This window comes from Myxococcus virescens (genome assembly GCF_900101905.1).
In the GTDB taxonomy this organism is placed as follows: domain Bacteria; phylum Myxococcota; class Myxococcia; order Myxococcales; family Myxococcaceae; genus Myxococcus; species Myxococcus virescens.
Genome location: NZ_FNAJ01000002.1, coordinates 263732 through 276663, shown reverse-complemented (window position 1 = coordinate 276663; position 12932 = coordinate 263732). Strand labels below are relative to the sequence as shown.

The 12932-nt window shown below is 69.6% G+C and carries 13 protein-coding genes; 7 read left to right on the top strand and 6 right to left on the bottom strand.

The window, feature by feature from the left end:
- The first annotated feature begins 69 nt into the window (after positions 1 to 69).
- Positions 70 to 1293, top strand: a complete 1224-nt coding sequence (locus BLU09_RS07785; protein ID WP_244171513.1) for a hypothetical protein — start codon at positions 70 to 72, stop codon at positions 1291 to 1293.
- A 39-nt stretch (positions 1294 to 1332) separates the two neighbouring features.
- Here the strand turns inward: BLU09_RS07785 and BLU09_RS07780 are convergent, their stop codons facing one another.
- From BLU09_RS07780 to BLU09_RS07765, 4 genes are all read right to left on the bottom strand, one after another.
- Entirely contained in the window at positions 1333 to 2400 is a 1068-nt protein-coding gene (locus tag BLU09_RS07780) for a DUF2804 domain-containing protein (RefSeq protein WP_090487797.1), read from the bottom strand.
- Between the two features lie 128 nt (positions 2401 to 2528).
- Complete coding sequence (locus BLU09_RS07775) at positions 2529 to 3701, bottom strand: ABC transporter permease (protein ID WP_090487795.1); 1173 nt, start codon at positions 3699 to 3701, stop codon at positions 2529 to 2531.
- Positions 3698 to 4435 carry an ABC transporter ATP-binding protein gene (locus BLU09_RS07770; RefSeq protein ID WP_090487793.1) on the bottom strand — a complete coding sequence of 246 codons (738 nt, stop codon included), beginning with the start codon at positions 4433 to 4435 and terminating at the stop codon, positions 3698 to 3700. Before BLU09_RS07770 ends, BLU09_RS07775 begins: the two co-directional genes overlap by 4 nt.
- A gap of 13 nt (positions 4436 to 4448) precedes the next feature.
- A complete protein-coding gene (locus BLU09_RS07765) occupies positions 4449 to 5954 on the bottom strand; it encodes an alpha/beta hydrolase (protein ID WP_090487791.1) in 1506 nt (501 codons plus the stop codon).
- Between the two features lie 96 nt (positions 5955 to 6050).
- Here BLU09_RS07765 and BLU09_RS07760 point away from each other — a divergent pair, with 96 nt between their 5' ends.
- From BLU09_RS07760 to BLU09_RS07740, 5 genes are all read left to right on the top strand, one after another.
- The gene (locus tag BLU09_RS07760) at positions 6051 to 6893 is read left to right on the top strand and encodes an LEA/WHy family protein (RefSeq protein ID WP_090487790.1); all 843 of its coding nucleotides are present in this window, start codon (positions 6051 to 6053) and stop codon (positions 6891 to 6893) included.
- Between the two features lie 105 nt (positions 6894 to 6998).
- A complete protein-coding gene (gene panD / locus BLU09_RS07755) occupies positions 6999 to 7391 on the top strand; it encodes an aspartate 1-decarboxylase (protein ID WP_090487788.1) in 393 nt (130 codons plus the stop codon).
- Between the two features lie 109 nt (positions 7392 to 7500).
- Positions 7501 to 7944 (top strand): hypothetical protein, encoded by a 444-nt coding sequence (locus BLU09_RS07750; RefSeq protein WP_090487786.1) that lies wholly within the window; start codon positions 7501 to 7503, stop codon positions 7942 to 7944.
- A 3-nt stretch (positions 7945 to 7947) separates the two neighbouring features.
- On the top strand, positions 7948 to 8580 hold the full coding sequence (locus BLU09_RS07745; protein ID WP_090487784.1) for an EcsC family protein: 633 nt from the start codon (positions 7948 to 7950) through the stop codon (positions 8578 to 8580).
- A 159-nt stretch (positions 8581 to 8739) separates the two neighbouring features.
- Entirely contained in the window at positions 8740 to 9324 is a 585-nt protein-coding gene (locus tag BLU09_RS07740) for a MarR family winged helix-turn-helix transcriptional regulator (protein WP_141588111.1), read from the top strand.
- A 51-nt stretch (positions 9325 to 9375) separates the two neighbouring features.
- Here the strand turns inward: BLU09_RS07740 and BLU09_RS07735 are convergent, their stop codons facing one another.
- Both BLU09_RS07735 and BLU09_RS07730 read right to left on the bottom strand, forming a co-directional pair.
- A complete protein-coding gene (locus BLU09_RS07735; protein WP_090487780.1) occupies positions 9376 to 11085 on the bottom strand; it encodes a carboxypeptidase-like regulatory domain-containing protein in 1710 nt (569 codons plus the stop codon).
- Between the two features lie 4 nt (positions 11086 to 11089).
- Positions 11090 to 11953, bottom strand: coding sequence for an exonuclease/endonuclease/phosphatase family protein (locus BLU09_RS07730; RefSeq protein ID WP_090487779.1), 864 nt, complete (start codon positions 11951 to 11953; stop codon positions 11090 to 11092).
- Between the two features lie 316 nt (positions 11954 to 12269).
- On the opposite strand from BLU09_RS07730, the gene BLU09_RS07725 reads away from it, so the two are divergent.
- Positions 12270 to 12926 carry a hypothetical protein gene (locus tag BLU09_RS07725; protein WP_244171512.1) on the top strand — a complete coding sequence of 219 codons (657 nt, stop codon included), beginning with the start codon at positions 12270 to 12272 and terminating at the stop codon, positions 12924 to 12926.
- The last annotated feature ends 6 nt before the right edge of the window (positions 12927 to 12932 follow it).

Here is a 12932-nt window from a genome sequence, read left to right as displayed (position 1 = left end):
GGCACGTGAGGCATGATGCGGAGATTCGCCCCCCTGATGTGTCTCGCCCTGGCATGCGCCGGCCCCGCCGTGACGACGGTGAGGCCAGCGCCACCCGCGCCGCAGACGCCCGCCGCGCCGGAGCCCCCACCGAGGCCGCCGTCCGGCCCCTTCTCACGTGAGCTGGAGCCCCTGCCGAAGCAACGCGTGAACTCCACGGAGGGCATCTTCACCGCCGAGGTCGAAGCCGTGGCGGCGCCCAAGCTGACGCGGCACGAAGGCTCCACACGCCTGGAGATTCCCCTGGGCACCGAGGCCACGCTGGGCTGCTTCGTGTACGAGCGGCCCATCGACGCGGCGGGCGCGGTGCTCGCGGTGGCGAAGGCGGTGCAGGGCCACCAGGGCGTCACCGTGCGGAGCCTGACGCCCACGGACGTCTCGGTGGTCGCGGATGCGCCAGTCATGTTCGTGGACGTGGACTATGAAGTGGCCTCGCCTGGCGACAGTGTGAGCGCGGGCAGGCTGAAGCTGATGGTGAGCGCGAGCCCCGCGCTGCCCCTGCTCTGCGCGCATGACGAGCCCGGCTACGCGCGCACCTTCCAGCGCATCACGACGGGCCTGGCCTCCACGCTCCAGGTGCCGGGTCCACCGCGGGCGCCCGCGCCCATGGCGGAACTCCGGGTGCTGAAGCTGGATGGCCGGCTCGCGGGCTTCGACTGGCGCACCGGGCGGAGCTTGGGAGCGGGTGCGCAGCGCACGGAGGCCTCCACGAGCCTGCTGCTGCCAGGGGCCCCGAATGGCTCACGCGCGGAGGACCGCACCGTCACCACCATCACGGATGACGCGGGCCAGCTGATGGAGCAGCGCCACGCCCATGCCGAAAACGGCAACCTCACGCTCCAGGTGACGCTCCGGCGCGAGCGGCCACCCAAGCCCCCTCCGCGCGAGACGCCCAGCAGGGTGTACCGCTATGAGGGGCGGCAGGGCACCCGGCCGCTGAAGGGGACATTCACCTCGAAGCGAGGACTCGCCACCGAGGCGATGGTCCGCATGGGCGTGCGCGAAGGGCTGCTCACGGGCGACGCGTCCGAAGTGCTGTTCGACGTCTACCGTCCGGCGGAGCTGCTCTCCGGGCCCACGGAGGTCGTGCTGCGCAGGACGCTCTCCGCCGGGCCACGAGCCCTGGCCGTCACCATGGGTGCAACCAGCGAGGAGGCACGGGCCAACGCGAGCGGCGCATTCGAGTGGACCGAACGCACCCTCCCGGAGGGCCGCCTCACGTCCGAACTCGTCCACACCGTCCCACCGCCCTGAAGCAAACGCCTTGACGCTTCAGGCGGCGGGGCGGTCACCTCACCAGAGCATGTCCTGGTCCTCGGTGACGCCGGGGACGTTGGACAACTCCAGCGTGCGGCTCCCCACGCGCACCGTGCCGTTGAAGAAGCCCACCGGCTGCGCGAAGTGGCTCACGACGAGGCGCAGGTTCCGGTCCTCGCGGTGCACATGAAGGGGCTGGAAGCGCAGGTCCACCGCGCCATCCACCGTCGCCAGCCGCCACGGCGCCATCAGGTCCTTCGCGTCGTATTCGAAGCGGGCGCGCGCCAGCGGGTACAGCTTGTCCCCCAGCCACAGCGCGTTCTCGTTGGCGTCCGCATTGCCCTCGTTGAAGCCCTCCACAAGGTTGATGCCCACCGGCGTGCCGTCCGCCAGCCGCCCCGACGCGAAGGCCCAGCGCCACGCGGTGTGCCGCGCCAGGTAGCCCTGCGTGTAGTCCATGCCGCCCACGCCTCCGTCCAACCGGAAGCGCTTCCCGCCCGCCTCCAGGCTGCCGAAGGTGAGCAGGCCATTGCTCTTCATGGTGACGTTGACCAGCCCGTCACCCTCCACGGGCGCCACCACGGTGAGCGCGGGCGGGCCGCCGGCCACCATCATGTCGCCCTCCCACTGGAAGGACTGGAGGCTTCCGGTGCGCAGCCGGCTGACGTCCACCGCCACCCGGTAGCGCTCGTCGTCCTCGCCGCGCTGCACCGACAGCCGTCCGCCCAGCGTGCGAAAGGAGGCCTTGAGGCCCTGACCGGGCTTGTCGCCCAGCACCACCATGGGGCCGGGCGTGCCCAGGAAGCTCACGTCACACAGCGGCTTGCGCTCGCGCAAGTCCAGGGCCACCGCGAAGGCGCTCGACGTGTAGCCCAGGTCCACCACCGCGAAGAGCGCGGCGACCTCGGGCGTGGCCGCGAAGGTGTAGTGCCAACGCTTGCGCTTCAGCAGACGCGTGGTGCGGCCCGGGGCCCACTGCCCTTGCAGGCGCGGCAGGTCCACTTCGGGCAGCTCACCCTGGTAGGTACCGAATCGGGGCTCCCCCCCGGAGGTGGCCACGGAGACTGGCGCGGGAGGGAACAAGGCGTCTTGCTCTGGCTTCATCTGGCCCCATTGGAAGGCAAAGGCGCGTGGCTGTCATGTCAGGCCGCCGCCCAAGCGCCACCCGCCGACAGTGGCGCCTGAGAGGTTGTGCGGAGCGTAACGCAACAGCGGCGCGATGGGGACCCTCGTCAGCCCCGGCCGAAGACGATGCGCTCCTGGGACAACAAACGCGCGGTGACCGCCAGCGACACCACCGTGAGCAGGATGCTGGACGCGCCCGCGATGAGGAACGGCAGCGCGCCCAGCGGCTCACCGCGCATCACCTCGCCCGCGAGCACCTCCTGGCCCAGCACCGGCACCGCGAACATCCACATCTTCGGCTGGAGCGGCGACAGGGCCAGCACCATGCCCGGCAGCATGGGCACCACCATCAGGAGGGACAGGTACGTCTGCGCCTCCTTGAAGGAGCGTGCATAGGTGGACACCCACACCTGCACGGCGGAGGCGGCCAGGGCCAGCGGCAGCACGGCGGCGGCCATGCCCAGGGCGGCGGGCGCGTCGAAGCGGGCCTTCACCCCCAGGTCCTCCAAGGGCACGCGCCGCACCACCAGCATGTAGCCCACCAACGTAATGAGCACCGCCGCGACGGCCATGACCACGGTGGCCAGCCACTTGCCCGTCACCACCGCGCTCCGGGGCGCCGGGTTGAGCAGCAGGGGCTCCAGCGAGCCGCGCTCGCGCTCACCCGCCATGGCGTCGCTGGCCACCTGCATGCCGCCCGCGAAGGCGGCGATGACCAGGAAGAGCGGCACCATGTTGAGCAGCCCCGCCGCGGTGCGCTCCGGCGTGGACAGGTCCGCCTCCTGCACCCGCACGGGAATGGCCAGGTCCGGCGAGACGCCCCGCGCGTAGAGGCGCTGGTTGCCCAGCATGTGGGCGTACGCTTCCAGCAGCCGCCGCGCGCGCAGCACCGACTGGCGCGCGGACTGGCGCGAGCTGTCCACCACGAGCTGCACCTCGGCGGTGCGCCCTGCGGAGTACGCTTCGGCGTAGTCGTCCGGCACCACCAGCACCGCGTCCAGCGAGCCCGCCCGGATGCGCGACTCGTAGTCCTCCGGCGCCTCTTCCAGCTGCGCTCCGTAGCGCTCCAGGAAGGCCATCAGGCTGGGGGCATGCTCCCGCCCCACCACCGGCAGCGCCAGCGGCCGGTCCTGCCGGTACCAGGAGGCCAGCAGGTTGAACATCACCATGAACACGACGGGGCCAATCAGCGGCCACATCAACGAGGTGAGCACCGAGCGCCGGTCGCGCAGGTGGTCCTTCAGCTCCTTGCGGAAGACGGAGAAGGACAGCCCGCTCATTGCATCAACCCCTGGTCCGTGCCGATGGTCGCCACGAAGGCCTCCTCCAGGCTGTCCTTGCCGGTGCTCGCGCGCAGCGCATCCGGTGTCCCGTCCGCCACCACCCGCCCGTGTGCCACCACCACGATGCGGTCACACAGCGCGGCCACTTCCTGCATCACGTGGCTGGAGAACACCACGCACCGGCCTTCATCCTTCAGCCGCCGCAGCAGCGTGCGCACCGAGCGCGTGCTCATGACGTCCAGCCCGTTGGTGGGCTCGTCCAAGAGCACGTTGCGAGGCCCGTGCACCAGCGCCCGCGCCATGGCCACCTTCACGCGCTGGCCCTGGCTGAAGCCCTCCGCGCGGCGGTCCGCGATGTCCCGCATGTCCAACAGGTCCAGCAGCTCATCCACGCGCTTGTCCAGCGTGGCGCCGGACAGGCCGTGCAGCTCGCCGTAGTAGCGCGCGTGCTCGCGGGCGGTGAGGCGCGGATAGAGGCCACGCGCGTCCGGCAGCACGCCCAGCGCCCGCCGGGCCTCCTGCGGCCGCTGCACCACGTCCACGCCGTCCACCAGCGCGGTGCCGCGGTCCGGCCGCACCAGCGTGTAGAGCATGCGCATCGTCGTCGTCTTGCCAGCGCCGTTGGGGCCCAGCAGGCCGGTGATGACGCCGTCCTCCGCCGTGAAGGACACGTCCTCCACCGCCGTCACCTTCTTGCCAAAGCGCTTGTGCAGGTTCCTGGCTTCAATCATGGCGCGCGCGTCCTCAAGGCACCGGGCCGGCGAAGGAGGTGAAGAAGGGAGGACGGGTGAGGTTCGTGCCGCACGCGGACGACAGCCCCTCCACGCTCCCTTGGGTCAGCAGGTCCAGCATCAGCGTGCGCGCGCAGTCCGCGCCAATCGTGTTGTGGCCCACGCCGGGCACCACCACATGCAGGCTGTTGGAGAGCGTGCGCTTCGCCTCCTCGGCCCACGCGGGCGGCGTCACCGGGTCCAGCTCGCCCGACAAGAGCAGCGTGGGCACCGACGACACCACCGGCTCGCGATAGCCCTGGGGAAGGCTCCCACGCGGCCAGTCCGCGCAGACGGAGAGGACTTCGCGGCCCATGGTCGGGCCGAACCAGGTGCCCTGCGACTCGCGCACCAACGCCGCCTCGTCGTAGAAGGGCGCGTCCTCCGCGCACACGACGGCGAAGTAGAGGCCATGGCTCACCGTGCGCCCCAGGTTCTCCGTCAGGCCCACGCTGAGCGCGACGAAGGGGGACCAGTCTCCCTGCGTGGCCCGGTCCAGCATCAACGGCACCAGGGAGGACATCTCCGGGCTGTAGAGCTGCGCGAAGAGCTGAGACAGGAAGGCGCGGCGCGACAGGACGACCTCCTCCAACACGCCGGTGCGCGGGTGCGCCACCTGGGTGCGCGCGGGCGTGGTCTCCAGCGTCGTCAACAACGCCTCCGTCCTGGGCCGCAGGTTCGGATACGCCTGGGCACACGCCGCGTCCGCCTCGCAGTTCGCCAGCAGCCGGTCCAGCGCCTGCTGCGCGTCGCGAGGCGCGAACAGCGGCAGGTACAACCCCATGGGCGCCACGCCGTCCAGGATGGCGGTCCGCACGCGCTCCGGGTGCTGCCGCATGTACACGAGCGCCGCGCGCGTGCCGTAGGACACGCCCCAGAGGTTGAGCTTCTCGTAGCCCAGCGCCTCGCGGACCTCGTCCAGGTCATCCATGGCGACGGGCGTGGTGTAGTGCCGCACATCGGCGTCCCAGCCCTCGCGGCACTTGCGCACCTCCTCCGCCGCCTTGCCTTCCTCGAGCCGCGCGGACAGCCCCTCTTCCGGCGAGTCCGTCTTGCAGTTCAGCGGATTCGAGTCCCCCGTGCCTCGCTGGTCCACCAGCACGATGTCGCGCTTGCGGCGGATGCGCTCCACCGCCATCAACACCTGCGTCGAACGCGACGCCGCCTGGCCCGGGCCTCCCGCCAGCAGCACCAACGGATCCGGCTGCGGCTGCGCGGCCAGCGCCGGCACCACCACCACGCGCAGGGGAATCTTGCGGCCCGTGCGAGCCGCCCGGTCCTCGAAGACCTCGTAGGTCCCACACTGGGCCTGCGTGGCCAGCCCCTCCAGGCGGCAGGGCTTCAACGACAGCGTTCGCCGCTCCGCGGGGTCCTGGCTGCTCCTGGAACAGGACACCGATGCCGCAGCCAGGAGCCCCAGGGCCAGCACGGCGCGCCAGGGCGGAAGATGGGAGGAGATGTGTGCACGGACCCCGGACAAGGTGCCTCCATCTGGGTACGGGAGGCTCCCCACATACCACCTCCCACGGCATTGGATTGAATCCCGCGCGGAGAAGGGGCGTCCGGTGATACGCCCATGCCCACCATGAAACGTGCCCTTCTCGTCCTGGCCGTCCTTGGACTCACCACGCTCAGCGGCTGCGCCGCCTTGCAGAAGATGCTGAAGGGGGCTTTCAAGAAGCCCACCCTCTCCTTCAAGACGGCCCGGCTCGCGGATGCGTCCTTGTCCGACGCCACCATCAACCTGGTCTACGAGCTGAACAACCCCAACGGCTTCGGGTTGAACCTGGCCGAGGTGGACTACGCCTTCTTCGTGGAGGGCAAGCAGGTCGTGGCCGGCAAGCCGCGCTCGGGACTGGCGCTCAAGGCCAATGGCAAGAGCGAGCTCGTCTTCCCGGCCAACGTGAAGTTCGCGGACGTGGTCCCCGTGCTGGAGACCTTCCTCAAGCAGGACAAGGCCGCCTTCAAGGCGCAGGGCACGCTGGGCGTCAAGACGCCCCTGGGCGTGCTGAGCTTCCCGCTGGCGAAGGAGGGAACCTTCGAGGTCCCCAAGATTCCACAGGTGTCCTTCCAGGCGCCGCGCATCAAGGACATCACCCTGACCGGCGCCACCGTGGAATTCCCGTTGTCGATTACCAACCGCAACAGCTTCCCGCTGCCGGTGGCCGGCATCACTGGCGCGCTGAAGGTGGCGGGCGCGGATGTGGGCACGCTGTCCACCGGCAACCTGGGCAAGCTGGACGGCAGCGGGACGAAGCAGGTCACCCTGCCCCTCACCATCAGCTTCGCTCGCGCGGCGAACGCGGCCCTGGCCCTGCGCTCGGGCGGAAATGCGCAGGTCCGCCTGGACGGCAAGCTCACCTCGGAATCCCAGAGCGTTCCCCTGAGTCTCAATCAGCTCGTCAATTTCGTTAAGTGACGCCTGCCTGCACTACGGGCAGGGGAGCTGAACACAGGGTTGTCCCTGGGCGCCTCAGACGTTACGGTGGGGCGTCCTTGTCGCTTTTCCAAGGTCGAGACACACATGCGCCGCATCCTCTTCAAGTCGAAAATCCACCGCGCGACCGTGACCCAGGCTGACCTGGATTACGAAGGGTCCGTCACCATCGACCGCGACCTGCTTCGCGCCGCCGACATCGTGGAGAACGAAAAGGTCGCGGTCTGGAACGTCACCCAGGGCACGCGCCTGGAGACCTACGCGCTGGAAGGTGAGGCCGGCAGCGGCGTCATCTGCATCAACGGCGCGGCGGCGCACCTGAACAAGCCGGGCGACCTGGTCATCCTGGCCACCTTCGCGGAAGTGGAGGAAGCCGAGGTGGCGAACTGGAAGCCCACCGTGGTGTTCGTGGACAAGGACAACCGCGTGGTGCCCGGGCAGACGAAGGAGATTCCGGGCCCGCAGCGCCGCTCGGCCTGACGTCCCGCGCCGCGGCGGTCCGCTGGCTGCTTTGCCCCATCGAACGCCTTTTGCCATGCTCCTCCCCTCTTTAAAGGGTGGGGTCGTGGGCCCCGGAGGAGTCGATACGATGAGGCGGTCGTGGGTGAGCGCTGGCGCGCTCTCGCTGGTGCTGACAGGTTGTACGGGTACGGGGGCCTTCCGTCCGGATCCGAACAACGACGACCCGCTCTACGGGGTCATCCCCGTCGTGAAGGCGCCCCCGCAGAACCGGTGCGATGCGCTCGGCACGTCCTCCGCGCGGGGTTCGTGTGACGACGCCCTCTACCTGGCCACCGAGTACACCCGCCGGCTTTCGGTGGGGGATGAGATCTGCCTCGAGGGTGGCTACGGCGAGGACCCGGGCTCGGCGTGCAAGGCGCGCGCGGCCATCATCGACACCTCACCCAATCAGGTGAAGTTGGAGGTGCGCGGTCCGAAGCCGGACTCGCGCTGGTTCAACGTAGAGATGCGGCACGCCTGGTACGAAGAAGGCGCGCTGGTGGACCTCTACCTGTCCGAGCGGGGTTATTGAGGGATGGGTCTCTACGACAGCGTGGCCGAGCGGCTGGCCTTCATGAAGAAGATGACTCCGGCGGAGCTGAAGAAGCTCGGCTCGGCGCGGCTGTCGGACATCGTCCTCCAGGAGGTGGCGCGCTCGCGTGTGCGCATCACGACCCTGGAGAAGCGCTACCCGCAGGCGTCGCCGCGGGAGCTGGCCCAGCGCATCGTGGACGAAAAGAAGAACCTCGCCAGCATGGTGGGCGGGGTGAGCGGGGTGTTCGGGCTGGTGGCGTTGCCGGCGGACCTGCTCTTCATGGCGTACCTGCAAATCATCCTGCTCACGGACGTGGCCACCCTCTACAAGGTGAACCTCAAGACGGAGCGGGCGCGCGGGGAGATGCTGGACTTGTTCGGCTACGCCAACGGCCTGGGCCCGCTGCCTCGCGCGGGTCCCAAGGTGTTGGGGAAACTGGCCGCCATGCTGCTGGAGAAGGGCGGCATGCAGACGCTGGGGCGAGCCATGCCGCTGGTGGCCGCGCCCGTCACCGCCTACTTCAACAACCAGCACATCCAGATGGTGGGCGAGCAGGCCGTGCGCTTCTACGAGGGCTTCGACAAGGCCCACGCCAAGGCGAAGGCCCAGCGCAAGAAGGCCAGCGGCGCCTGACGGACCGCGCCCCGCACATTTCTTTCGGTGGGTCCGATATGCCTTCCGCGCCGGACCGTTGATCGCCCGGGTGGGGCCTTTGCCCCCTTGGAAGACGGGCGGTCATCGGGACTCCTCGGCCGGAGGGACGATGACGCCCGAGAGACGGAGGCGACCAGGATGTCCGAGCTCTCGGCGGAAGTGCGGGTGCAGGTGGCGCGGTTGAGGAATCTGCTCATCGACGTAGCGCGCTGCGGTGCGTTGGGCAGCCCCCTGGGTGCCCTACCCCATACCGAGCTGGACCCGATGGAGGTCCAGGCCGTCTGGTGGCTGAAGGCGGAGAGCCTCCTTCCCGTCAACGTCCTCGCGGAGCGGCTGGGCGGCATTGCCCCGCCCCGGCTGAGCCGGCTGCTGGACCGGCTGGAGGCCGCGCAGCTCGTCCAACGCGAGCGCTCCGTGCGGCATGACCGGCGCCGCGTTCGGGTGAGGCTCACGGAGCAGGGCCGCGCCCTGGCGGAGCAGGCGGACTCGGTGGTCCAGGAGCGCATGGCCCGGCTGCTGATGCCGTTGGAAGGCGAGCAGCGCAGCGCGCTGATGGACCTGCTGGAGGGGTGGGTGGAAGCCCTGGGCGGCAAGAACCGCGCGCCGGAGCTGGCCACCGAAGGGGGCGAGACGGATGCCCCGGTGGCCGATGAGCTGGAGCCCGCCGCGGCCCCCAGGCGTACTCGCACGGAGCTGATGGCCATCACCGCCAACGCGGCCTGACGTGTGCGGCCCAGGCCCTGCTCGTGGCCATCGCCGCGAGCGGGGTCTCCCCTAAAGCTGGACGCGGACCTCGCCCCCTCGCCGGCAGGCCTCGGCGACTTCGCCTGTCCAGGGCGCGTATCCCTCCGCCTCCACCTCCAGGTGAAGGCCGAACGGCCTCACGCGCCCCAACCGCCAACGTCCCTGCGCATCCGTGAGTCCCCACGCGGGAGGCAGTGAGCTCACGTCACTGGATGCCGTGACTCGCGCGCCGAACACCGGCTTGCGCCCATCCGTGACGAGCACCTCGCAATCGTTCCCCTCCACGTCCACCTGGAAGGTGACGGTGCCATCCGCCATGTCCTGGCCCACGTCCGCGGCGGTGCTGGTGTAGACCTCGTGAACAGAGAAGGACACCAGCAGCCGATAGCGCCCCGGTTCCAGAATGGACACGGCCATCCCATCCTCTTCCTGGATGAATGCGCCGGCGGAGGCCAGCTCCCACTGGTTCTCGCGGCGCCACCGCTGAAGAACGAACACGGGATAGGGCTTCTGGGTCCGTGCCTCTATCTGTGCCCGCATGGCGGCATCCATGCGCAGCACGAGCCACCGGTAGGCCTTCACGCGCCACGTCACCTCGGCGTCCCGCACACCCGGCACGGGCCTGAAATCGAAAGCCTGTTCCGTCGCGGCCACCGGACGTCTGGCAACGGGCGATGCCACCTCGACGCGGAAGCGGGACGGCTCCCAGGACGGCAGCCCCGAAACGACAAAGCGCCCATCCTGCGCGAGCGGGATTTCCACGTCCCCCGGCCCCAGGAGCCTCGCGCCTTCCGGTGGACGGAACGTTCCTTCCAGCTCCAGCTTCCCCCGTAGCGTCACCGCCTCACCCACGCCTTCAGGAAAGAGCGAACCCACGTCCAGCACCACCGGCTCCACACGCCCCTCGCGCAGAGGCACTTCCACCCACGCGCTTTCCCGTCCCGCCGCGCTCCGGAGCACCAACCCCACCGCGGGATCCGTGGGCAATGGCAGCAACTCCAGCGACTTCCCCACGGGGAGCGGCAGCGCCGTACCGTCCGCGAGCGCGGAGGCGATGTCCGGCGCGACATGCCGAATCACGGGCAACAGTTCGCTCGCGCGCTCCGCGTCGCGAACATCCCGGGATACGCCACGCACCACACGAAGGGAGAACGGGCCATGCTCGGGTCGCACTCCCGTGAGCCGCACCCGCACACCGGTAGGCGCCCGGGCAGACAGCACGGCCTCCACGACGCCCGTGGTGACCCCCTCCTCAAGCACCACATCGCCCAGCCAGAACGTTCCATCCGCTGCCCAGGCCACCACCCGGTAGAGCGGTACCACTGGAACGAGCACCGGTCCCAACGTCCCCCCCGTCGCGGACGGCGTCACCTCCACGGGCCGCCACTCCAACACGTTGGCCAGGTCCTCCAGCCGCTCAGGCCCGGCGCCCTCGCGCCCCTCGCGCTTCGACACTTCCCACAGGTGCCGGTCCGCGTCGGAGATGGAGGCCTCGCCCACGCGGGCCTCTCCCTGGAAGGGAACATCCCCTTGCAGCACCACTCGCAGAACCAGTCCCTCTGAGTGCGCGGGCTCCAGATCCTCAGGCGGCGGACTCACGGGGGTTGGGGCTTTCGTGCGGACAACGGGCGTGCGCGCGGGCGTCACCGGCGCGGCGGCGTCCGCGGGCCACAGCCACCACAGCACGAACGCGGCCAACACCAGCGCGGCCCCCCCCACACCCCATGCGCGACGTTTCAATTTCTCAATCCGTATCGCTGGTGGAATACAGCGTCAGGTAGATGGGCGCATGGTCCGCCAGGCGGGTGACGAAGTCCCGCGTGTTCCCGATGTAGTCGCGCCCCGCCGAGGAGAACTCCGTCACGTATTCGGGCTGCATCCAGAAGTGGTCATAGGCATTCACGTAGCCACCACTGAGATTGATGGTGGTGGCTACGTTCAGCTTGCAAGCCACCGTGGGAGACAGCGCCACCAGGTTCGCCCAGGACGCCGTCGTGCACGCCATGTTGTGGTCACCCACCAGGATGACGTCCTGGTCGGTGCGGCTGGCGTCCTGCACCGCCTTGAACACCGCGCCGAATTGCTTCACCTCCGCGTCGCGGTCGGAGGGATTGCCCCAGACGGTGTGCCAGTTGATGAACGTGTAGTCCGCGCCCGTGGGCGTGTGCCGCACGCGGACGATTTGCGGCTCGCGCTCGAACGTGTCGCCGGTGTCCTCGTACACACTGGATGACAGCAGTGACACCGTGTCCTCCCGGTACAACACCGCGTAGATCTCCTTGTACGATGAGCGCCCGATGAGCGGCGTCTGCGCATAGCGCCACTTCACGCCGGAGACCGCGTTGAGCTCCGCCACGATGGCCGGAACCACGCTGGTATTCATCACCTCCTGCAGGAACACCAGGTCACAGCCGTTGTTGGAATTGCTGTTCGCGCCGTACTGCCGCCAGATCTGCTCCGCGTCCTCGCGATACGTCTGCTCCGCGGTCCACCCCTCGTGACGCAGGTTCCAACTGACGACGCGCAGATACGAGCCCGCCTGAGCCCACGTGGGAACAGCCAGGACAACCAGCACCACCACGCGCAACAAGAAGGACGGAAATCCCATGGAGTGACCTCGGCGTGAGAGGGGCGGCCATGCGGGGCGGCCGCACGCGCGGACCAAGCACGTGCAACGGTCCTAGTGGATGAGGTTCGTGACCGGCAACCAACCTTCCTGAAAAACAAGAAATACAGGGTCCCAAAAGACCCACCACACGGCGCGATTCCCCCCCTCCGCGCACGTCCCCACGTCACCGCTCTACCTCTAAAATGCAACTTGATTGCAACTGACTCACGATGTCACATTATCGCGAGCGTTCCTGGAATGGGGACCTGGCGGGGACGGCAGCGCTCTGTCCCGCCGCGACGGAGGGCGCGTCATCGTGAGCCGACTCATCTGGAGCATGGGATTCACGGGACTGGCGTTGGCCTGCGCCGTCGCGGCCTGGCTTGACCGGCCCGTGGCGCTTCCGTCCCAGGCCGCGGAGCCCGAGGTTTCCACCTCGCTCGCCCAGGCCCCCACACCGCGGCCGCGCTCCGTCACGCCCCCGCCTTCCACGCCTGTCGCCCCCGCGCTGGCGGACTCTCGCCTCATCACCAGGCCCACCTCGGCGTCCGACACAGAGCGCTCCGCACGCTCCCGGCGCACGCCCCCTGCCCAGCGCCTGCGGCTGGTGACGGCCCTGCGCGGCGCGTACTCCTCGCCTGAAGCCCGCCGCGACGCGGTGCTGGCGGAGCTGACGGCCTCCGGCGAAAGCCACGAGCCCTGGACGGCGCAGGCCCGGGCGGCGCTGGCGAAGTGGCATGCCCAGGTGGAGGCCGACGTGCTGCCCGTCCAGGCCGAGCCACCTCGATGCTTCGCGGCCGGCTGCGTCGCCCGCGTCACCTTCCCGGACAGCGACTCATTCCAGGAGTCCTTCCGCCGCACCGCCGACCTGCGGCTCGGCGAGGACACCACGCACATGCAGCTGCCCCCCGAGCGCCGGGCCTCGGGCGAGGTCGTGGCCGCGTGGCTCGTCCTGCGTCCCGCCACGCCCTGAACACCC